At 71.3% G+C, this 22,532-nt stretch carries 15 protein-coding genes; 10 read left to right on the top strand and 5 right to left on the bottom strand.

What is annotated here, in order from left to right; all coding sequences use genetic code 11:
• The first annotated feature begins 54 nt into the window (after positions 1-54).
• Positions 55-324, top strand: coding sequence for a WXG100 family type VII secretion target (locus NDW01_RS13065; protein ID WP_252785857.1), 270 nt, complete (start codon positions 55-57; stop codon positions 322-324).
• A 71-nt stretch (positions 325-395) separates the two neighbouring features.
• Here the strand turns inward: NDW01_RS13065 and NDW01_RS13060 are convergent, their stop codons facing one another.
• The 4 genes from NDW01_RS13060 to NDW01_RS13045 form a co-directional block, all read right to left on the bottom strand.
• Positions 396-1,280: a transposase gene (locus tag NDW01_RS13060; RefSeq protein ID WP_252820261.1), complete on the bottom strand. Its 885-nt coding sequence runs from the start codon at positions 1,278-1,280 to the stop codon at positions 396-398.
• 604 nt (positions 1,281-1,884) lie between these two features.
• Positions 1,885-3,255, bottom strand: coding sequence for an NAD-dependent succinate-semialdehyde dehydrogenase (locus NDW01_RS13055; RefSeq protein WP_252820257.1), 1,371 nt, complete (start codon positions 3,253-3,255; stop codon positions 1,885-1,887).
• A 1-nt stretch (position 3,256) separates the two neighbouring features.
• Entirely contained in the window at positions 3,257-4,210 is a 954-nt protein-coding gene (gene speB / locus NDW01_RS13050; RefSeq protein WP_252820255.1) for an agmatinase, read from the bottom strand.
• Between the two features lie 211 nt (positions 4,211-4,421).
• Entirely contained in the window at positions 4,422-4,781 is a 360-nt protein-coding gene (locus tag NDW01_RS13045; RefSeq protein WP_252820253.1) for a cupin domain-containing protein, read from the bottom strand.
• 142 nt (positions 4,782-4,923) lie between these two features.
• Between NDW01_RS13045 and NDW01_RS13040 the strand changes: the two genes are divergently transcribed.
• The 5 genes from NDW01_RS13040 (at position 4,924) to NDW01_RS13020 (ending at position 13,513) form a co-directional block, all read left to right on the top strand.
• Complete coding sequence (locus NDW01_RS13040) at positions 4,924-5,601, top strand: TetR/AcrR family transcriptional regulator (RefSeq protein ID WP_252820251.1); 678 nt, start codon at positions 4,924-4,926, stop codon at positions 5,599-5,601.
• Between the two features lie 593 nt (positions 5,602-6,194).
• A complete protein-coding gene (locus tag NDW01_RS13035; RefSeq protein WP_252820249.1) occupies positions 6,195-7,724 on the top strand; it encodes a N,N-dimethylformamidase beta subunit family domain-containing protein in 1,530 nt (509 codons plus the stop codon).
• Positions 7,725-7,936: 212 nt separating this feature from the next.
• Positions 7,937-9,406, top strand: a complete 1,470-nt coding sequence (locus NDW01_RS13030) for a PucR family transcriptional regulator (protein WP_252820247.1) — start codon at positions 7,937-7,939, stop codon at positions 9,404-9,406.
• Between the two features lie 124 nt (positions 9,407-9,530).
• Positions 9,531-11,009 carry an APC family permease gene (locus NDW01_RS13025; protein ID WP_252820245.1) on the top strand — a complete coding sequence of 493 codons (1,479 nt, stop codon included), beginning with the start codon at positions 9,531-9,533 and terminating at the stop codon, positions 11,007-11,009.
• Positions 11,006-13,513: a CehA/McbA family metallohydrolase gene (locus NDW01_RS13020; protein ID WP_252820243.1), complete on the top strand. Its 2,508-nt coding sequence runs from the start codon at positions 11,006-11,008 to the stop codon at positions 13,511-13,513. Before NDW01_RS13025 ends, NDW01_RS13020 begins: the two co-directional genes overlap by 4 nt.
• A 144-nt stretch (positions 13,514-13,657) precedes the next feature.
• Here the strand turns inward: NDW01_RS13020 and NDW01_RS13015 are convergent, their stop codons facing one another.
• Positions 13,658-17,965: an FtsK/SpoIIIE domain-containing protein gene (locus NDW01_RS13015; RefSeq protein WP_308211688.1), complete on the bottom strand. Its 4,308-nt coding sequence runs from the start codon at positions 17,963-17,965 to the stop codon at positions 13,658-13,660.
• Positions 17,966-18,361: 396 nt separating this feature from the next.
• On the opposite strand from NDW01_RS13015, the gene NDW01_RS13010 reads away from it, so the two are divergent.
• The 4 genes from NDW01_RS13010 to NDW01_RS12995 are packed head-to-tail and all read left to right on the top strand — an operon-like array spanning position 18,362 to position 22,461.
• Positions 18,362-19,210: a CpaB family protein gene (locus tag NDW01_RS13010; RefSeq protein WP_252820238.1), complete on the top strand. Its 849-nt coding sequence runs from the start codon at positions 18,362-18,364 to the stop codon at positions 19,208-19,210.
• Positions 19,210-20,217, top strand: coding sequence for a hypothetical protein (locus NDW01_RS13005; protein ID WP_252820236.1), 1,008 nt, complete (start codon positions 19,210-19,212; stop codon positions 20,215-20,217). The genes NDW01_RS13010 and NDW01_RS13005 overlap by 1 nt, the downstream gene beginning before the upstream one ends.
• Positions 20,198-21,499 (top strand): CpaF family protein, encoded by a 1,302-nt coding sequence (locus NDW01_RS13000; protein ID WP_252785868.1) that lies wholly within the window; start codon positions 20,198-20,200, stop codon positions 21,497-21,499. The genes NDW01_RS13005 and NDW01_RS13000 overlap by 20 nt, the downstream gene beginning before the upstream one ends.
• Positions 21,496-22,461 (top strand): type II secretion system F family protein, encoded by a 966-nt coding sequence (locus NDW01_RS12995; RefSeq protein ID WP_252820233.1) that lies wholly within the window; start codon positions 21,496-21,498, stop codon positions 22,459-22,461. The genes NDW01_RS13000 and NDW01_RS12995 overlap by 4 nt, the downstream gene beginning before the upstream one ends.
• The last annotated feature ends 71 nt before the right edge of the window (positions 22,462-22,532 follow it).

The following is a 22,532-nucleotide window of genomic DNA, read 5'->3' as shown; positions in this document are numbered from 1 at the left end:
CCTCTGTCGATGCTTGATTGCACAGACGGGTCGACAGCGAACGGAGCGAATCCAATGGGCGGCATCTACGGTGGCGATCCCGACGCCATGAAGAGACTCGCGAGCCTCTTCCAGAAGCACGGCCAGGAGCTCGACCAAATCATCCGGGACCTCAACGCGAACACGCAGAGCAGCCAGAGCATCTGGCAGGGTCCCGGCGCCAACCGGTTCCGCGAGGCGTGGGCGCAGGCGAAGCCCTCCTTCGACAAGATGGTCGTCGCCTTCCAGGAGGCCCACCGGGACATCAACAGCCGCGCCGAGGGCTTCCGCAACGTCGGCAAGTAGCCCCCGCTTGCGGGGGCGCTGGAGGCGCCACGCCTGCCACCAGCACCGGGTCTGACACGAAAATAAGGACGTTACGCAGGTCGGGTGGCTGCGACTGGGTCGAAGCGGATGGTGAAGCCGAGGCTGTTGGCTTCTTTGGTCATCCGGCGTAGGGCGCGGTCGGGGTTGCGGCGGGTGAAGTAGTCGGCGCCGAGATCGCGGTAGGGCTGTTGGTCGTGCAGGACGTGCCAGATGGCGATGGCGTGTTTGTGCATCACCGCTACCAGGGCACGTTTGCCGCCTCTGCGGGCGGCGATGCGGCGATGGAACGCCGAAAGATATGAGCGTTTGTCGCGGATCGCGGCCATGGCGGGGGTGCCGAGCAGGCGTTTGAGGTTGCTGTTGCCGGGGCGTGAGCGGCCGGACTTGTTCACCCCGGCGGACTCGTTTTGGCCTGGGCAGACTCCGATCCAGGAGGCGAGGTGCTGGGCGGAGGCGAAACGGCGCATGTCTGCGCCGGTCTCGGCGATGATGACCTCGGCGGCGAGCCTGCCCACTCCCAGGATCGTGTCCAGGTGATCCAGCTTGAAGGAACCCTTCACCATCCCGGCGGCACCAGCACGGGCAAGGAACGCCGCGTCGCTCGGGTCGCTCTTGCGGCTGCGGATCCCGCGCAGGTGAGCGGGGTTGACCAGCATGAGATTCAGATGCGGTTGCAGTACGTAGTAGACCCCGCGCCAGTAGTCCGAGGTGGCCTCCATGACCACTACTTCGACCTGCCGCGCCATCAGCCAGGCCAGCAGGCGGCCGACTTCGGTGCGAGTGGTGCCGAACCGTTCGGTTTCCAGGCTCCAGCTGCCTGCTCGCTTCGTACTGGGGGTGCGCACGCAGGCCAGCAGGAATCGCTTGCCCAGGTCGACTCCGGCCGACCGTAGGTAGATGACCTCGTCGTTGACTTCCTGCCGGGATACGGCCATGCTCCCTGCTCCCTCCGCGTGGCACGCTCGTGCAACGGTGGGCGCCCCGCAGGATCAGGGAAGAGGCGGAGTCTGACACGCGTGCTCCGGGCAACTCCAATCGCCCTGGCGACAAACCGTGATTCCCCGGCAGATCCCTAGCCATCCTGTCCAACGAGCTCACCGGCGTCGCAGACCCATCGGCCACCCGGGACGCCCAGGTAATTTTCCTGCCCCCGAGGTGATCAGCGCAGCCGATCCAGGCTCCTGTCCAGCTAACGGCTCTGTCGCACTTTCGGCTCTGGCTCACTTTCGGTGGTGACTGACTGTAAGCGGCATGACCTCGCCCTTCCCTGCCATTGAGGTCCTCTGGCCAGGGCGGTCAGATGCCGCCAATGTACGGCAGATCGTCGGGCCTGAACTCCCGGACTTGCTTCCTGACCGGCTCAGATCCCCTTGGCGCTCCAGAATAGGCGCCCAACTGGGTCCGCGCCATACGGAGCGTTACCACCGGAAGTGAGCCAGGGCCGTTAACCGGACACACCCGTCTGAATTGAGAGGCGGCCTTCCAAGCGGGTTCGCACTGAGCCGCCCCGCTGCGAGCGCGGCAGGCGTCCCGGCATAGTCATCGGTCAGGGCCTGATGGCGCGGGCGTGATGGTGCGGATGAGTTTCTTGTTCACGAATTCCTCGATGCCGGGGCGGCCGAGTTCGCGGCCGAAGCCGGAGCGTTTGACGCCGCCGAAGGGGAGTTCGGCGCTTTCGGCCAGGACGCCGTTGATGAAGACCATGCCCGCGTCGATCCGGTCGGCGACGCGTTGCGCTTGGGCGGGGTCGGTGGTGAAGACGTAGGAGCCGAGGCCATAGGGGGTGTCGTTGGCGATCTGGACGGCGTGGTCTTCGTCGGTGGCGGCGAAGACCATCGCGACGGGGCCGAAGAGTTCTCGGTGGGCGATGTCGTGGTCGGTGGTGATGCCGGTGAGGACTCCGGCGGGAAAGTAGGCGCCGTTCCGTTGTCCCGCGCTGCGGTAGACCGCGCCCTGGGAGACTGCGGTGTCGATCTGGCGGGCGAGGGTGTCGGCGGCGGTTTGTGAGGACAAGGGCGAGCCGGGTGAGCGGCTGAGGAGCCGGTGGGTGAACCGGGTGACGAACTCGTCGTAGAGGGGTTCGGTGATGATGAACCGTTTGGCGGCGTTGCAGGCCTGGCCGGTGTTGTCCAGGCGTGCGGCGACGGCCTTGTCGACGGTGTCGTCGAGGTCGTGGGTGGATAGGACGATGAACGGGTCGGAGCCGCCGAGTTCGAGGACGACCTTCTTCAGATGCCGTCCGGCGATCTCGGCGACGGCGGAGCCGGCTCGTTCGGAGCCGGTGAGGGAGACGCCTTGCACGCGCGGGTCGGCGATCATGTCGGCGACCTGGTCGTTGGTGGCGTAGACGTTGACGTAGGCGCCCGCGGGGAAGCCCGCGTCGAGGAAGATCTGCTCCAGCGCCGCGGCGGAGGCCGGGCACTGCGGAGCGTGCTTGAGCACGATGGTGTTGCCGACCGCGAGGTTCGGGGCGGCGAAGCGGGCGACCTGGTAAGCCGGGAAGTTCCACGGCATGATGCCCAGCAGCACGCCGACCGGGGTGCGGCGCAAGAGCGCGCTGCCCTGGCCGATACCGATGTCGATGGGCTCGTCGGCGAGGAAGCGTTCGGCGTTGTCGGCGTAGTAGGTGTAGATGTCGACGCAGAAGTCGATCTCGGCGTCGGCCTCGTCGGCCGGTTTCCCCATCTCCCGCACGATGGTCGCGGCCAACTCGGCGCGCCGCTCGCGGTGGAGGTCGGCGACTCGTCGCAACAGGGCGGTGCGGTCGGTGACCGTGCTCGTCCGGCCCCAGGTCGCGGCCTTGGCGGCGGCGGTGAGCGCGGCCTGGACGTCGGCGTCGGCGGCGGTCGGGTAGGTGGCGACCACCTGGCCGGTGGCGGGGTCGGTGACGGTATAGAGCCGCTCGGTCATGTCAGGCCTCCTCGCCGACCTGGGTCGCCAGGAGGGAGACCAGGTCGTAGGCGATGTGGGAGGCGGCCACGCCGGTCAGTTCGGCATGGTCGTAGGCGGGCGCGACTTCGACGACGTCGGCGCCGATGACGTTGAGGCCGGTGAAGCCGCGCAGGATCTCCAGGAGCTCGCGGCTGGTGAGACCGCCGGCTTCGGGGGTGCCGGTGCCGGGGGCGTGCGCGGGGTCCAGGACGTCGACGTCGACGGATAGGTAGACGGGGCGGTCGCCGACCCGGGTGCGCAGCCGGTCGGCGATCTCGTCGACGCCTCGGCGCAGGAGGTCGGCGGCGGTGTGGATGCCGAAGCCGAGGCGGTGGTCGTCCTGGAGGTCCTTCTTGCCGTAGAGGGGGCCGCGGGTGCCGACGTGGCTGAGTGCCTCGGTGTCGAGGATGCCTTCCTCGACGGCGCGGCGGAAGGGGGTGCCGTGGGTGTACTCGGCGCCGAAGTAGGTGTCCCAGGTGTCCAGGTGGGCGTCGAAGTGGACCAGCGCCACCGGGCCGTGCCGTTCGGCGGCGGCCCGCAGGAGCGGTAGGGCGATGGTGTGGTCGCCGCCGATGGTCACCAGCCGGGTGCCCGCGGCGGTGAGGTCGAGCGCGGAGGCCTGGATGGTGTCGATCGCCTCGCCGATGTCGAACGGGTTGACCGCGATGTCGCCCGCGTCGGCGACCTGGGCGATGTCGAACGGTGCGATGTCCAGCGCCGGGTTGTAGGGGCGCAGCAGCCGGGACGCCTCACGCACGTGGACGGGGCCGAACCGGGCGCCGGGCCGGTAGGAGACACCGGTGTCGAAGGGGACCCCGACGACGGCGATGTCGGCGTGTTCCACCTGGTCGAGGCGGGGGAGCCGGGCGAACGTGGCCGGGCCCGCGTAGCGGGGGGTGGTGGAGCTGTCGATGGGTCCCAGCGGGCTCATCATGGCCTTTCCTGGTGGTGGCGGGGGCGGTCGGCTACGGGCGGCGTAGCGTTGCAGGACGTTGCGGGTGATCTGCTCGGTGAACTCGTCGCAGGTGGTGTTTCGGGGGGGTGCGCGACGTCCAACGTGGGGACCTTTCGTGCCGGCTGCGCGCGGCGGCCTCGGACTGGGGTGGAGGCGGTCTCGATGGGCCGGCTCCCCGGACACCGCGGGATCAGCGGGACGCGATGCCGACGAAGATCTTGCGAGTGCGCTGCAGCGTGTGCCACCAGCCGTCGAACCCGGCAGGGACCAGGAACGCCTCGCCGGGCCCGAACTCCCGGCGGTGTCCGCGCGTGTCCTCGATCGCCACCCGGCCCTCCTGGATGACGCAGACCTCGTCATAGGGCCACCGCATGATCCGGACGGCCCCCGGCTCGCCCTCCCACGCGCCGGCGATCGAACGGCCATCGGATACCAGGGCCCGGTGCTCGACCTCGGCCCACCCCCCGGTCACCTCGGCGTAGTCGCTCACAGGCGGAACCACCGGGCTTCCCGACCCCGGAGCAAGGACCTGGATCTGCTCGATCGGCATGGACGTTCTCCCTTCGACCGCTGGTAGCGGGTGCGCGTAAAGCTATAGATCGATAGCCTATGTGCGCAAGGGGGCAAGCAGACTTAACGGGCGCTTTGCACTCGCCGGCCGATACGCTGGCCCAGCGGCGAAAGGATGATCCATGGCAGGACGCGGTCCCGACGGCGTCACCCGGCACCGGGCTCTCATCGAGGCCTCACGACTCTTCGCCGCCCGGGGCTTCCACGGGACCTCCACCCGCGACATCGCCGAGGCCGTCGGCGTCCGGCAACCGACCTTCTATCGGCACTTCGCCAGCAAGACCGCGATCCTCGCCGAATTGCTCGACGCCGACCTGCTCCCGGCCCTCAAACGCATCCGCACGGCACTCGCGGCGGAAGCCGGCCCCGCCGTGCGCCTTCACGCCTATCTGCACACCGACGTCGCCGCCATCCTCCGGCTGCCCTATGACGTCCGCGGCCTGTACAACGACGACGTCCTCGAACTGCCCGACCTGACCGACCAGGCCACCCGGCGAGAGCAGATGCACCACCTCACGACCACACTGGTCGATCAAGGAATCGCGAGTGGGGAGCTCATCGCCATCGAAACGGACTTCGTGCAGCACGCCATCACCGGCCTCCTGCTCGAGGTCGTACGGGAGCGCGGTGCAGCACCCTCGCCCGCGCCAGAGAAACGCGCCCTCGAAGTCGCAGACTTCGTCTTGCGCGCCACGCTCGCCGACCCCACTCGGCTGCCCGACATACGCCAGGAAAGCGCGAACCTCAGCAGCCGCTGGAACCAACCGACGGCCGCACCCCTCAGCCCCGGTGTTTCATAGGCGATCGCTCGTGAAACCCGACCACGCCGCGAGCGCCGTCTTCCCTGAAGCCCGGACGCGCCAAGGTCTGCTCCCTGCTGTAGGAGATCACCGACTCGTGCGCCCGGCATCGCACCTTCTTGACTGGCGACCGGCTGCGCCGACATGGTCCGGTGGACCACGTTGGGCAGGGCACGCCACAGCGCTGACACTTGTCCCAAGTGCACAAGCAGTCTCGCTGGACGGGTTGATTCGCACGAAGCCGGACAGAAGAGCGCTTTCCTAGCATGACCGCGGAACGTCATGGTCGCGCGGCGTTTCGGACGTAAGATCCGCCGGCCGGATGGGGCGCCACGCGATCGAGCGGCACGCGGACGAGCCGGCCGAGGTCGAGTGCTGGGACACCGGGAAACCGTCGGCGTTGACCATGCGGGAGGAGATCGTCCCGATCGCCGACCGTGGAGCGCCGCGGCCAACGTGGGTAAGCCTGGATCGTTCCAGCGGATCCCACTGAACGAGGAGTGAGACAAGTGCACAACCCGAAGCCGGCCTTTGCGTGGTCACCGCGGTCGTGGCCGTCGGAACGGGCGTACGCCGTCCCGGACGCTGGGCAGGTGTGGTGCTACACCGACCGGTTCTCCTACTTTCCCGGCGAGACGGTCACATTCCACCTCAGCGCGAGCGTCCCGTCGTTCACCGTTGAGATCACCCGTGACGGTCTGCGTCCGGAGACCGTCTGGAGCCGCGACGGCGTCACGGCTGGACGTTTCGAGGCCCCGGCCGACGCCTACGCGAAGGGATGCGGCTGGCCTGCCGGCCTCACGCTGGACGTCCCGGACGACTGGCGCCCGGGGTTCTACATCGTCACCGTCCGGGCGGTGCTGAGCGACGGCGAGCTCTGGGAGCGCGAGCACTTCTTCGTGGTCAAGGCCGCTCCCGGCCGGCGTCCGAAGGCGGCGATCGTTCTCACCACGGGCACCATGCTGGCGTACAACGACTGGGGAGGCGCCAACCACTATCGCGGGCTGGGCGATGACCCGCGCGACGACGCGGGCAGCCCATTGTCCTCGACCCAGCGGCCCATCGCCCGCGGGATGATCCGCAAGCCCGCTGGGGCGCCCCGGGAGGCGAACCACCTCACGCTGCCGATGAACGGCGCACCCCGGTACGCGTCCTACGAGTGGGCCCGCCTGAACGGCTACAGCCGTCATCACGCCGACGCGTTCTGGGCGACGTACGAGCGGCTCTTCGTCCAGTGGGCCGAGCGGAACGGCTACGAGCTGGACTACCTCACCCAGCACGACCTGCATGTCGACGAGGCCGTGCTCGACCCCTACCGCTGCGTGATCGTCGTGGGGCACGACGAGTACTGGAGCTGGGAGATGCGTGACGCCGTCGACCGGTTCGTGGACGGCGGCGGGGGTCTGGCCCGGTTCGGCGGAAACTACCAGTGGCAGGTCAGGCTGAGCGACGACTTGACCACGCAGTACTGCTACCGGCTGCCCTCCCTCGACCCCGATACGGCCCGATCGCCGCGGACGGCCACGACGATGTGGGAGGCCAAGTCCGTCGGACGGCCGGGGGCGACCACGGTCGGCTTGAACGGCCTCGGTGGCGTCTACACGCGCTACGGGGTCGCCACCCCCAGATCGTCGGGCGGGTTCACCGTCTACCGTCCGCACCATTGGGCGTTCGAGGGGACGGACCTGTACTACGGCGACCAGCTTGGTGCCGCCCCGACGTTCCTGGCCGCGTTCGAAGTGGACTCGGTCGAGTACACCTTCCGCCGGGGCCTGCCGTACCCGACCTTCGAGGACGGCGCGCCGGAGACGCTGGAGATCCTCGCGCTGACCCCGGCGGTCCGCGGCGAGGAGGACCGGTTCGGTGGCCTCCTGCCCATGGGCGGGCCCGAGGAGGAGGTGTACGCCTACAACCGCGAACTCGGCGACGACCTGCCCGACTACGTGCATGAAGGGCAGATGCGCGGGGCCGGCATGATCGCGGCGTTCACCCGCGGGCGAGGCGAGGTCTTCAACGGCGGTTCGACCGAATGGCCGTACGCGCTCCACGTGGGGGACCCCTACGTCGACCGCATCGTCCGCAATGTTCTCGACCGGTTCCTCGCGGGTGACCAGGAAGGCTGAGTCACTCCCGACCATAGTGATCATCAGCGATCGGGTCGCCGTCGTGGACCTCGACGGCGGCCGAGCGGAGTTCGGCGTCGGCGACGCCTTCTCCCGCAGGGATTTGCGGGAGATCAGGTGACCGTCGAGCCCACGAGCAAGGTCTTCGTCGCCGCAACCCGCTCAATCCGTCGTTTGCACGGCCATAGCGGTCCCGCGCATACGGTTACGTCGTGGTTCCTCTCCGGATTTTCGTGGCCCGGCTCGCTCTGCGGCCGTTGGGCGCCGACGACCCGTCCGAGTGCTGGGTGCGGTGGGTGCACGTCAGTGAACTGCCTGACCCGTCGCCGTTTCTGCGCGGTGGGGAACTGCTCCTGCTCGCCGGGACCGGCTTTCGCCCCGAGGAGAGCCGCGCCTACGTGCGCCGACTGGCCGAGACCGGGGTCGTCGCGATCGGGTTCGGGGTGACGCCGGTCTTCGACGCCGTCCCGCCCGAACTCGTAGCCGCGTGCGAGGAGTTCGGCATGGCGCTCCTGGAGGTGCCGGCGCAAGTGCCGTTCGCCTCGATCGTTGAGCTCCACCACGCCGAGTTGGTCCGCGCCGAGACACATCACCTGAAACGTCTTTCGGACGGCCAGGCGGTGCTCATCCGGGCGGCCGCCGGCCCAGGGCCGCTGAGGGCCGTGGTGGAGCGGCTGGCCGAACTCCTCGACGGCTGGGCCCTGGTGCTCGACAGCAACCGGGACCGAACCTGGTCATCCGGGCCGGTCCGGCAGGACGCGGAGGTGACGGCGATGCTGGAACGCGCCTGCGCGAGCAGATCGCCGATGAGCGCGGCGCTCGCCACCGCCGAGGAGAACATCGAGGTCCAGCGGCTCCTCGGCCCCGCCCCCTCCGGCTACGCGATGGCCGTCGCACGGCGCGGCCCGTTCACCGTCGCCGACCGGGGCATCGTCGGCGTGGCCGCCTCGGCGCTCTCGCTGCTGTTCACAGCGCCCTCGGCGGCGAGCTCGCCGGAGGCACTCGGCGCGGCCGCCGTGGCCGGCCTGCTGCGGCTCCCCACGCTCACCCGCGACCTCGCCACCCCGCTCGACCGGGCAAGGGACGGCCGGTGGCGCGTCGTCCGCGGGCTGCTGGACGAGCCGCCGGGCGCACGCGAGACGATCATCCAGCGGCTGTCGGCGCTGCTCGGGACGCCCTTCGTCACGTGGGACGGTGGCTCGTTCGTCGCGATCGTCCCGGACGACCCGGTGGATGAGCTGCGGCGCCTGCTGGACGAGGCCGGCCTGCTCGCGGGGATCAGCCGCCCCCATCCCGCCGCGGACCTCGATCCCGCGTGGGGCGAGGCGGGCTTCGCCCTCGACGGCGCGCGCGTCGGCGGCAGAGCCGTGGTCGCCGGAACCGACCCCCACGGCGTCATGGCGCTGCTGGACTCGCCGCAGGCGTCCCGGTACGCCGACCGGCTCCTGGCGCCCCTGTACGCCGTCCCGCCCAAGGACTCCGCCCTGCTGGCCGGCACGCTGCGGAGCTGGCTGGCGCACCACGGCAGCTGGGACAGGACCGCCGCCGACCTCGGCGTGCACCGCAACACCGTGCGGCACCGGATACGCCAGATCACCCGGCTCCTGGACCGGGACCTCAACGACCCGGACGTGCGCATGGAGTTGTGGTTCGCGCTGCGGTGGCGAAGCCAGATCCGTTGACCGCGCCGGGGCGATACGTACAACACACGCGTCCAGATGGGGCCGAACGTCCACTTCTTTCGCCCACGACGGCTCCCTACCGTTGGCGCAGCGATCTCCCGCGGACTCCCGGAGGCGGATGACGATGTCAACACGACCAGGCAGCGAACGACCAGGCGGCGACGGCCTGGCAGCGAACGCGATGGGGACGAAGGATCTCGTCTTCACGGTCCTGGCGGCGCTGGCACCGCTGACCCTGATCGTCGCCGTGGCGCCGCTGCACTTCCTGAAGGGCGGCGCCGCCGTTCCGGGTGCCTATCTGGTAGCGGGCGTTGTCATGGCGCTGTTCGCGGTCGGTTTCATGACGATGAGCCGATACGTCCGCAACGCCGGGGCCTTCTACGCCACGATCACCCGCGGACTGGGTCGGCCGGTCGGTTCCGGGGCGGCGACCCTGGCCCTGCTCGCCTACAACACCCTGCAGATCAGCACCTACGGGGCGCTCGGGCTCTACGCCACGGACACCTTCAAGAAGTACACCGGCATGTCGCTCCCCTGGTGGGTCTTCGCGCTGGGTGCAGTCGCGCTTGTGGCGTGGCTCGGCTATCGCGGCATCCACACCAGCGCCCGGATCCTCGGGATCCTGCTCGTCCTCGAGATCGCGGTGCTCGTGGTGATGGCCGTGTGCGTGCTCGCCAAGGGCGGCGCGGGCGGGACGTCCTTCACTTCGTTCTCTCCGGGCACAGTGTTCAAGCCGTCCAACGCGGCAATGTTCACGCTGGTGTTCGGCGCCTTCATGGGGTTCGAGTCCACCGCGATCTTCAGTGAGGAGGCGCGTGGCGGAATCCGCACGGTGCGGCGCGCGACCTACATCGCCGTGGGGTTCATCGCCGTCTTCTACGCCCTCATCACCTGGACGATCGTGCAGGCGATCGGTGCGGACGGCATCGCGGCGGCGGCAGCGAAGAACACCGCCGGACTGGTCATCGCCGTGTTCGACCAGTACACACCGAGCCCGGTCTCCGCCGTCATGCAGCTCCTGCTGCTCACGAGCGCCTTCGCGGCGTTGCTGGCGCTGCACAACGCGGCGAACCGGTACCTGTTCGCGCTGGGCCGCGAGGGGCTCATGCCGAGCGCGTTCGGGCGCACGCACCCGCGCACGCGCGCACCCCACATGGCGGGCGGCGCGCAGACGCTGCTGGCAGCCGCCGTCATCGTGGTGTGGGCTGTGTCCGGCCTCGATCCGTACCTCGAACTGCTGCTGTGGGGCAGCGCGATCGGCTTCCTCGGCATCATCGTGCTGTGGGCGCTGTGCTGCCTCGCCGTGATCTCCTACCTGCGGCGGAACCATCCCGAAGCGGGCCCGTGGCGCACGTTGATCGCCCCGGGCCTCAGCTTCCTCGCCCTCTGCGTGATCCTCGTCCTGGCGGTCGCCAACGTCTCCCTGCTCACCGGCGCGGGCACGGCGGTCAACGCGGTGCTGCTCGGACTGTGCGTGTTCGTCTTCGTGTCGGGCATAGCGTCCGCGCTGTCGCTGCGCTCGCGGGCCCCGCGACGGTACGCCGTCCTTGCGAAGACGACCTTGGACGAGGCCACCGACGCGGTTCCGGCGGCGAGGGCATGATGTGGGAGCGCGGCTACCGGGCCCTGGACCTCGCGACGTCCTGGAACGCGCCAATGACTCTGCTCGACGACGTGGACGCCTCGTTCACCGGGGAGCGGAAGCTGTACGGGCTGCCGTTCCGCTTCGGCGACGACATCGACGGGCCGTCCCTGGTGCGGGCCACTGGCGATGCCACGACGGTAATCCCCGTCGACGAGAACTGTCAGTGGATCCTCTTCGCCCACGCCCTCGAAGAGCCGAGCCTGTTCGAGGGCGCCCCGGTCGGCGAGACGGCCGCCCACTACACACTCCGGTACGCCGACGGAGGCGCGGAGAGCGTCCCCGTGCGGCAGCGGTTCGAGATCGGCCCAACCCCGCGGCTGTGGCAGGGCCGCCCGATCCCGCTTGACTGGGGGCAGACCCCCTTCCTCGCCCTGCCCGACGCGCAGCACCAGCTGATGCACCGCACGTGCGGCCGGTACGACGCGGCAGGGGCCCGGTTCGTCGATATCGACGACCCGCAGGCGCGCTCCCCCTACGTTCTGCCTTACCGGTTCTACCTCTGGCCATGGCGCAACCCCCACCCGGAGCGCCGGGTGGCCGCCATCGAGATCACCTCCGCCGGCCCGGCCGTGCTGGTCGGCGCCATAACGCTGAGCCGGCTGTCCGAGGACCCGTTCGGCCGGACCGTCTCCCGCGAGCTGATCTTCTCGCTCGCCGACGGTTCGGTGGACGAGGACGTGGCGGTGGTCGTCGACCGCGGCACCGCCACCTACGCCTACCGCACGGTGGACGCCGACAGCCTGTCGAGCCCACCGGGCTGGGGAGGTGCGACCAACGAGCGAAGCGGCTACGTCAGGGTCGCCGCGACGCCCTCGGCGACCGTGTCGCTCGACGTTGCCGGCACCGTGACGGCCGCCTTCACCTGGGGCGACATCCTCGATCAGGGCCGAATCGTCACCGCGGACGGCACCGAGTGGTACCTTCCCGGGCACGGACGAGCCTGGATCAAGGGCACGATCGTGGACGACGTCACCGGCGAGCTCCTCACCTGCCGCCTGCACTTCCACACCCCCGAGGGCGTCCCGCTCGCGCCCTACGGGCATCACGCGCACATCAACTCCGACGGCAACACCTGGAACCTCGACATCGGCGGCGACGTCCGCCTGGGCCAGCGGACCTACGCCTACGTCGACGGCGAGTTCGAGGGCTGGCTCCCCCACGGGCAGGTCGTCGTCGAGGCGGTGCACGGCTTCGACTACGTTCCGCTGCGCGAGGAACTGACGATCCGGCCCGGACAGCGAACGCTCGAACTGCGGCTCAAGCCCTTCTACGACCCGGAGGCGGACGGATACGCGGCCGGAGACACCCACGTCCACTTCGTCTCCACACACGGCGCCGAACTGGAGGCGCGCGGCGAGGGAGTACGGGTAACGAACCTCCTGCTGAGCCAGTGGGGCCACCTGCACACCAACGTCGAGGACTTCACCGGGCAGCCGCACACCTCCGTGGACGGGACGACCCACGTCTTCACCGGCCAGGAGAACCGGACCGCGATGCTGGGCCACATCAACCTGCTGGGCCTGCGCACGCCGATCCGGCCCTGGTGCACCGGCGGCGCCGAGGAGTCCGACCTCGGCGGCGGTCTGGAGACCACTTTGGCCCACTGGGCCGACGAGTGCCGCGCCCAGGGCGGGACGGTCCTCCTCGCGCACTTCCCCGTCCCCAACGGCGAGGCGGCCGCCCTGATCGCCACCGGCCGTCTCGATGGCGTGGAGATGATCGCTTACGACGACTACAACATCGCCCAGTACTACCGCTATCTCAACGCCGGATACCGCCTGACCCTCGTCGGTGGCACCGACAAGATGAGCAGCGAGGTGCCGATCGGTCTCGTCCGTACCTACGCCCGGGTCCCCGACCCGCGGACCATGGACTACTGGGATTGGTGCGCGGCGGTCCGTTCGGGCGACACCGTCGTCACCAGCGGCCCGCATCTGCGCCTGTCCGTCGGTGATGCCACCCCTGGTTCCGTACTCACCAACATCCGCGGCGGGACGGTGCACGGCGTCGCGGAGTACCACTCGATCTTCCCGGTCGACCGTCTGGAGATCGTGGTCAATGGCTCGGTCGTCAAGTCGCGGCGCTGGGCCTCGCCGTCCCTGACCGGTTCGCTCGAATTCGACCTCCCGGTCGACGAGTCCTCCTGGGTCGCCGCCCGGTGCTACGGCCCCGGCGACGACATCGCCCGGCACCGGGACGTCTGGGAACGGCCGATCATGGCGCACACCTCGCCGATCTATCTCGCGACTGGCGACACCTACCTGCGCACCGACCCGGCCGTGCTCAACGAGATGTTGCACCTGATCGACGGTGTCGAACAGCACATCCGCGACCGTGCCAGAACCTCGTGGCCCGGCCCGGTCGATCACCGTCACGGTACGTCCGACCACGACGGCTTCCTGCTCGCACCGCTGACCGAGGCCAGGCAGACGATCCTGCAGAGGCTCGCAGAGGACTCCTGAATGTGCGGTGCCGAACGGTGAATGCCGGCGGGCTTCATCCGTGATCAATCAACCGGGGGCGCCCCATCCACACCCGGGGTGGAAGATCAAGCCAGGACTCCTGCAGGTAGGCCGTGGATGCTTCGCCGGAACTCATCGAACCCCTCATAGCCGATTCAGGCTTATGGCGGCCTGAGTCGGCGTGGGCTGGCCGAGGTGGACGTAGAGGCCGCGGCCGGTGGGGCCCTCCAGGGCGATCTGGCGGGGGAGGCGGAGGTTGAAGACGTCGCCGTCGTCCGGAGAGGCGACGGCGAGGAGGACACCGGTGCGGGAGCGGCGCGTCTCGGAGATGAAACCGCTGTAACCGCGCGCCAGGTCCTGGGTCGTGCCGGCGATGACGACGGCCTGGTCCGCGTCGCGGGCCGCGCGCAGCGCGCGGACCAGCACGTCGTCGAACGAACCGCCGTCGAGCAGCTCGGCGTCGTCGACCACCACGACGTACCGGCTGTGGCCCTCCACGATCTCCTCGAACCGGTACGCGTCGTCCGGGCCCTCCAGGATGGCGAGCACGCCCGGCTCCCCGCGCAGGTCCCGGAGCGGGGAGCGGCGCGGGCAGACGAGGACCACCGGCACGGCGCCCTCGCCGATCCGCGGGTCGAGCAGCGACCTCACCATCGTCATGAGGACCGTCGAGCGGCCGGAGCGCGGTGGGCCCGCGACGGTGAAGCCGGGGCCGTCCGCGAGGAGGTCGACGCCGATCGGGCCGAGCTCGTCACCGCCCGCGCCGACGAGCGCCCACAACGGAGACGGCGCGGCGAAGTCGGGGTCGAGGGCCAGGGCCTCGGCGTACGTCACGTGCACCGGCAGCTCGTCGACGTGCAGCGGCCGCTGGGCGCGCCCCGGCCGGTCGTACGCGCGCTCGGCCTCCCGCGCCAGCCGCTGCAACGCGGCGACCTGGGCGGTGCCGGCGGCGACCTCGGTGAGGAGGGCGATCTGGGACTCGCGCGGCGGGCCGTCCGGGCCGACCGGCTCCAGGACCCGGCCCGGCGGCATGTCGGACGGGACGCGGCGTTCGTCGAGGCCCGCGTAGGCGTAGTCGTTCGGGTCGGCCATGCGCAGGATCAGGCGGCCGTCGAAGACCGTGGAGACCTGGCCGGTGAGGCCGGAGCGGTCGCCGGTGAAGACGGCGCGCAGGCCGACGGCGGCGCCCTCGCGCAGGAGGCGCAGGAGGGAGTCGACGAGGCGGCCGTAGTCGTAGTCCTCGAACGCGGCGACGTAGCCCTCCCAGCGGTCGAGCAGGAGCAGCATCCAGGGCAGGCGTTCGGTGGGCGCGGCGGCGGTCCGCTGTTCGGCGAGGGAGGAGAAGCCGGTGGCCGCGAGGATCTGCTGGCGGCGGCCGACCTCGGCGTGGAGGCGGGTGAGGAGGCGTTCGAGGCGTTCGGTCTGGTCGCGGGTGACGACGGCGCCGCAGTGCGGGAGGGAGACGAGGGGGAGGAGGGCGTTCCCGCCGCAGTCGATGGCGTAGAGGTGGGCGTCGGCGGGGGCGCAGGTGGCGGCGAGGGAGCCGACGAGGGTGCGCAGGACCGTGGTGCGGCCGGAGCGCGCCGAGCCCGCGACGTACAGGTGGCCGCCCTGGACGAGGTCGAGGGCGAGGACGGAGCGGGTCTGGGCGGACGGCAGGTCGGTCAGACCGAACGCGAGCGGGGCCACGTCGTCGTGGTCGGTGAACACGGCGGGCAGGTCGTCGAGGGTGACGCGGGCCGGGAGCGGCTCCAGCCACGGGGGCGGCTGGTCGTCGAGGCCGGCGCGGTCGGCGGCGTCGCGGATCGCGGCGACGAGTGCCTTCAGGTCGGTGATCGTGGCCGTCTCGTCGTCGGCCGGGGCGACGACTGGGAGGGGGCGGCCGAGGCCCTGCCAGGGGAGGGGGAGGACCTCGGCGGGCGTGGCGGTGAGGGCGCCGGGGCGGCGGCCGCCGATGCGGGCCGACTGGACGGCGTGCGGCGCGGCGGCGCCGGACCGTACGTAGCAGCGTCCGGGCGTGGCCTTGGAGATGCGGGCGGCCGACGGGTCGTCGATGATGTCGGTGGACTCCTCGGGGGCGGTGACGCGCAGCGCGATCCGCAGGTTGGTGTTGGCGCGGATGTCGGCGGTGACGACGCCGGCGGGGCGCTGGGTGGCGAGGAGGAGGTGGACACCGAGGGAGCGGCCGCGGCGGCCGACGTCGACGAGACCGTCGACGAAGCCGGGGAGCTCGGCGGCGAGCGTGGCGAACTCGTCGATGACGAGGACGAGGCGCGGCATCCGGATGGAGGCGCGCGGGTCGCCGTCGTCGTGGAGCTCGCAGTAGTCCTCGATGTCCTTGGCCCCGGCGTGCAGGAGGATCTCCTCGCGGCGGCGCAGCTCGGCGCCGAGGGATTCGAGGGCGCGTTCGGTGAGGTGGCCGTCGAGGTCGGTGACCACTCCGGCGACGTGCGGGAGCGACGCGCAGTCCGCGAACGCCGCGCCGCCCTTGTAGTCGATGAGGACGAACGTCAGCTCGTCGGGCCGGTTCGCCACGGCGAGCGACGCGATGAGGGTCTGCAGGAGCTCGGACTTGCCGGCGCCCGTCGTGCCGGCGATGAGGCCGTGCGGCCCGTCGACGCGCAGGTCGACGGTGAACACGCCGTCGGCCGACAGTCCGATCGGGACGGCGGTCGTACGGCCGCCTGCGGCCCAGATCGCCTGGACGTGGGCGGCGGTGGGGTTCGGCATGCCGAGGACGTCGAGGAGCCGGGCCTCGCGCGGGACGGCCGCCTCGGCGTCGTCGCGGGAGACGTCCCGTACGGGGGCGAGGGCGCGGGCCATGCGGTCGCACCAGCCCGTGGAGACCTGGTCGGCGAGGATCGGGCCGAGGGAGTCGAGGCCGTGGCCGCGCAGCCGTACGTGCGCGGGCCGGTCCCAGTCCCACACGGCGACGGCGGTGCACTCCTCCGGGAGGAGGCGTTCGTCGTCGTCGATGCAGATCGCGTGCAGCCCGTACGACGGGCCGGCGGACAGGACCTGTGGCATGCCCGGCATCCGGCGCAGGCGTCGCGCGCCGTCCATGACGAGGAGGATGTTGTACGGGCCGGAGCCCTGGGCGGCGCCGCCGAAGAGGCCGCCGGCGGACCGGTCGGCGGCGCGGCGGCGTTCGGTGATGCGGATCGCCAGCTCGGTGATGCGGTGGGCGACGGAGTCGGGGTCCGCGCCGATCAGCGCGACGCACTCCTCGCCCTCACGGGGGGCGGTGTGGGGCAGCCAGCGGACCCAGTTCCAGTGCTCACCGCCGTCGGGGTCGGCCGAGAGCACGACGATGGCCAGGTCGCGGGGGCTGTGCAGGGCGGCGGCCTGGGCGACGAGCCAGCGGGCGAGCGCGCGGGAGCGGTCGCGAGGGCCGGCGAGCCCGATGACGCCGAGGTCGGCGAGGGGCAGCGAGACGGGGACGGCGTGCGCGACGGGCGGCTCGGGCATGACGGGGTCGGTGTCGCCGCCGCGGCCGGGGACGAGCTCGATGTCCGCGGGGAGGTCGGCGAGGCCGACGCGGAGGTACAGGGTGTCGGCGTCGGAGCGGCGGCGTTCCCAGAGCCGCCGGCGCGGGCCGGTGGCGGTCAGGAGCACCTCGGCGGCGTCCGGCGCGAGCGCGCGGCGGTCCTGTTCGTCGGCGTGGCGCAGGTGCTCCAGCGCGGCGTCGAACTCCTCCTTGGCGCGCCGGTAGTCCTTGATCGCCTTCTTGTAGGACGTGCGGCCGTACATCCGGTCGGCGATCCACTCGCCGACCTGGATGACGGGGTAGGCGAGGGCCATCAGCGCCCAGTACCACTGGCCGGTGACGACGGCCATGACGACGCCGGCCGCGGCGAACAGCAGCGAGCCGACCAGCCGGAGCCGCTCGCGCTGCGTCTTCGGCGGCTCCTGCGGGACCTCCAGCCTGGAGGGCCGCTCGGGCGGCAGCAGGCGGGGCGGCCGGTTGTAGGCGAGCCCGCCGTCCTCCAGAGGTGCGAGGTGGGCGTCCGGCGCGGAGGCCGGGACGTAGGTCAGCACGGAGGACCCGACGGTCAGCATCCCGCCGGGCGTCCACTGGGCGGTGCCGTCGAGCGGGGCTCCGTCGAGGAGGGCGTCGCCGGCGGCGGCGACCGTGACGGAGACGGTGACGCGGTGGGACTCGACCGTGACGGTCAGGGCGTGCGCGGGAACGGACGGGTCGCCGAGGCGCACGTCCACGTCGGGGCCGCTGCCGACGGTGGTCTCGCCGATGCCGACGCGGTGCACCGCGCCCGCGGCGGGACCGCCGGCGACACGGATCTCGGCGCTTCCGGTGGGCTCGGCCAGGACCGTCGCGACGGCGCCGGCGGGGTCGAGGGCCACGAGGGCGCCGTCGCGCAGGACCCGTGCCGCGGGGACGGCCGGATCGAGCATGCGGCCGCCCGCCCACAGGGGCGGCGCGGATTCGGCCACCCAGCGTGCGCTTGGTAGGTGTACGACTTCCGCGAGGGCCTCTTTGACCGGCTCGGTGTTGAGCGCCGTAATTAGTGATCTCGCAACGGTTTCTACCGTCATATCGGAATCACCGTTGACCACGACGTCACGGGGACCCTGATCGGTCATCACCGTGAGCGAGATTCGCATTACCCCTCCGGATTCGCCGTCTGCCGGACCAGGATAGAGAGGGTTCCGGGGTCTCTCCAGCGGCTCCGCCCGAGTGCAGTCTTGATCACTTAACTGGCCGGCGACATCCGGGACGAAACAATCTGTCGATGCCGCATTGACGCGGAGCGGTAAGGACGGAACGATGGTTCGCCGCGTCCCGTCAACGCCGACAGTCCGCAATCCCCCGAATTGGCGGAGTATCCAGTGACGACGAGCAGTGATCGCAAGAGCGTCGCCGACACCCCAGGGCGGCCGTCGCTCGCGGTGGCGGCCGGCCACCGGATTCCCGTGCCGCCCCGGGAGCGCAAGCCGGCGATGGCGGCGCTGGCCGTTCTGCTCATCGTCGGAGGTGCGCTGGTCAGCGCCTATCTGGTGATGGTCAGCGGGCAGCGGGTCCCGGTCATCCGGGTGGCCAAGCCGGTCGCCGCGGGGCAGCGCATCCCGGCGTCCGCGCTGGAGGAGGTCCAGGTCTCGGCGGCCGGCGGCCTGGACTACATTCCGTGGCGGGACCGCGCGAAGGTCACGCAGACGTACGCGACCGTCACCCTCGTGAGCGGATCGCTCCTGACCAACGGGATGATCAGCACGGCCGCCTCGGCGGCCAAGGGCACCGTCGTCGTCGGGCTCGCGCTCAAGCCCGGTCAGCTTCCGGCGGGCGGCCTGCGCCCGGGCGACCGCGTCGCGGTGTACGCCGTCGCGGTGGAGGGGCAGACCGGCATCCAGGCCGGGGCGGTGCTCGCTCCGGTCGCGATGGTGTACGACGTCGCCGGGCCCGGTCAGAACGACATCCAGAGCGACCAGGTCCAGGTGTCGGTGACGGTGCCCACGGACGAGGCCCCGCTCGTCACCCAGGCCGCGTCGGCGGGCGCGGTCGCGGTGGCCGTCCTCGCGCCCGGCGAGCAGGCGTCCGGCAAACGGGCGCACGCCGTCACCGTCCCGAGCGCCGTCCCCCCGACGCCGCAGCAGTCGGCGACGGCCCGGCAGCCGGCCCCCGACCGTACGACCCGCCGGCCGGCCTCAGGGGCGTCCGGTGGCCCGACGGGCAGGCCCTGATGGGGCTCATCGTCCTCGCGGCCGACAAGGGAGCGCCGGGCGTCACCACCGCCGCCGTCGCCATCGCGGCGGTGTGGCCGCGCCCGGTGCTGCTGGCCGAGTGCGACCAGGCGGGCGGCGACCTGGTCTACCGGCTGCCCGCCGACGACGGCGGCATGCTCAACCCCGCGCGCGGCATGCTCAGCCTCGCCGCCACCGCGCGGCGCGGGCTGCGCGCGGACCAGGTCTGGGAGCACACGCAGCGGCTCGTCGGCGGCCTGGACGTGCTCGTCGGCCTCGCCAACGCCGAACAGGCCCAGGGGCTCACCTGGCTGTGGGGCCCGCTCGGCCGCGCGTTCGCGAGCCTCGGCGTCCCGGCCCCGTACGCCGACGGCGCCGCGCACGCGGCGAACGGCGTGACGAACGGCACGACGCCGAACGGCGGGTATCCCGGGACCGGCCCCACACCGGGCGCCGGGCACGCGGGGAACGGCACGACGCCGAGCGGAGGGTTCCCGATTCAGGGCGGTCCGCCGGTCAACGGAGCGGGTGCTCCCGCGATCCAGACGCCCGTCGACGTGGTCGCGGACTGCGGGCGGCTGGGCGCCGGATCGGCCGTGACCGACCTGCTGCGGGAGGCGTCCACGATCGTCCTGTTCACCCGCGCCACCCTCGAACACGTCGCTCACCTGCGCGAACGCATTAACTCGCTCGCCGCCGAACTCGGCGGTCACGCCGCCCCGCCGATCGCTGTCGTCGTGGTGGCGGATCCCCGCGAATACCGCACCTCCATCACCGAGGTCGGCCGCATCATTTCCAATGCCGAATTGCCCGCGAGTGTTCTGGGGGGTTTCGCGCTGGATCCCAAGGGTGCTGAAATGCTGAGGGGACGTTGGGGCGGGAGGCTTGACAGATCACTGCTGATTCGTTCGGCCCGGCAGATCGCGGGCGATCTCGCCGCGCGGGCCGCGGGCGGCCCGGAGGGCCGCGAGGCGCAGGGAGCGGCTAGTGGATCACAGTCTCGTTAAGCGACTCCGGCAGGAGGTCGGCGGACGGCTCGCCGACCAGCGCCGGCTCGACGCCGCGAACGGCATCGCGCCGATGAGCTCGGAGGACGAGCGGCAGTTCGCCCGCGCCCTGATCGGGCAGGTCCTCGAGGAGTACGCCCGCGCGGAGATCGCGGCGGGCCGGCGCCCGCCGAACGCCGAAGAGGAGGAGCAGCTCGCGGCCGGCGTGCACGCCGCCCTGTTCGGCGTCGGGCGGCTCCAGCCCCTGCTCGAGGACCCCGAGATCGAGAACATCGACGTCAACGGCTGCGACCGGGTCTTCATCGGGTACGCCGACGGCCGGGAGGTCATGGGCGAGCCGGTCGCCGAGTCCGACGAGGAGCTCGTCGAGCTCATCCAGATCCTCGCGGCCTACAGCGGCCTGTCGAGCCGGCCGTTCGACTCCGCCAACCCGCAGCTCGACCTGCGGCTGCCCGACGGATCCCGGCTGTCCGCCGTCATGGACGTCACCGTACGGCCCGCGCTGTCGATCCGGCGGGCCCGGCTGGGCAAGGTGTTCCTGTCCGACCTCGTCGGCAACGGCACCCTCAGCACCGAGGTCGGCCTGTTCCTGCGGGCCGCCGTCGCCGCGCGCAAGAACATCATGATCGCCGGGGCGACCAACGCCGGGAAGACGACCCTGCTGCGGGCCATCGCCAACGAGATCCCCGCCGCCGAGCGCCTCATCACCGTCGAGCGCGCCCTCGAACTCGGGCTCGACCAGTTCCCCGAGCTGCACCCGAACGTCGTCGCGCTGGAGGAGCGGCTGCCGAACTCCGAGGGCCAGGGCACGATCACGATGGCCGAGCTCGTCCGCCGGTCGCTGCGCATGAACCCCTCCCGCGTCATCGTCGGCGAGGTCCTCGGCGACGAGATCGTCACGATGCTCAACGCGATGACGCAGGGCAACGACGGTTCCCTGTCCACGATCCACGCGAACTCCTCCTGGGAGGTGTTCAACCGCATCGCGACGTACGCCCTGCAGTCCGACGAACGCCTGCCGATCGAGGCGACGCACATGCTCATCGCAGGTGCGATCGACTTCGTCATCTTCATCGAGAAGCGCAACGACTACGCCCAGGGCGGGCGGCTGCGGCGCTTCGTCTCCAGCATCCGCGAGGTGACCGGCTGCGACGGGCGGGTGCTGTCCAGCGAGATCTTCGAGCCCGGCCCGGACGGCTCCGCCGTGCCCGCCGCGCCGATCGCCTGCGTCCAGGAGCTCGTGCCCTTCGGCTACGACCCGGCCCACGGGGTCTCCTGGTGAGCGCCGGCCTCACCGACGTCACCGCGCTGCCCGCCATCCTCGCGGGCGCGATGGTCGGTGGTGGCGTGTTCCTGCTCGTCCTCGCGATCCGCGGCGTACGTCCCCGGCCGGGCAGGCCGTCCGGGCGCAGCCGCGAGGAGATCATCCGCACGCTGAGCACGCGCACGGCGCTGGCCGTCATCGTCGGCGTCGCCGTGCTGATCGTCACGCGGTGGCCGGTCGCCGCACTCGGCAGCGGCCTGCTCGTCCTCGCCTGGAACACCGTCGGCGGCGGCGCGGCCGACGAGCGCCGCGCGATGGCCCGGCTGGAGGCCCTCGCCGCGTGGACCGAGTCGCTGCGCGACACGATCGCCGGCGCGGTCGGCCTCGAACAGGCCATCCCCTCCTCGCTGCGCGCCGTCACCCCGGTGCTGGAACCGCACGTACGGACCCTGGTCGACCGCCTGCACACCCGCGTGCCGCTCGCCGACGCGCTCCGCAGGTTCGGCGACGACCTGAACGACCCGTCCGCCGACCTCGTCGTCGCAGCGCTCATCCTGAACGCGCGGCTGCGCGGCCCCGGCCTGCGCGACATGCTCGGCGCGCTGTCCACCTCCGCCCGCGCCGAGCTCGACATGCGGCGCCGCGTCGAGGCGAACCGCCGCACCACGCGCCGCAGCGTCCAGATCGTCGTCGGCGTCTCGGTCGGCACGGCCATGGTGCTCGCCGTCTTCAACCGGTCCTACGTGAAGATGTACGACACGTTCACCGGCCAGCTCGTCCTCGGCGTGGTCGTCGGGCTGTTCGCCCTCGGGTTCATCTGGCTGCGCCGCCTCGCCAAGTACGAGATGCCGCAGCGCTTCCTCGGCGGCGCCGACACCGACCGGCCCGGTGTGCCCTCCGAGGTCCCGGAGACGGTCGCGCGCTGGCAGGGCCGTACGGGCACCGGCCCCAACCCCACGGTCAAGGGAGGCACCCGATGACGACCGCACCGCGGGCCGGGGGCCTCCTTGAGCACGAGCATCACGCGACGAGGGCCGTACGGCCGGTCCGG

It is taken from the genome of Actinoallomurus soli, assembly GCF_024055715.1.
Classification (GTDB): domain Bacteria; phylum Actinomycetota; class Actinomycetes; order Streptosporangiales; family Streptosporangiaceae; genus Actinoallomurus; species Actinoallomurus soli.
Note: the sequence above shows the minus strand (reverse complement) of the source record. Positions and strands in the feature narration are given on the sequence as shown.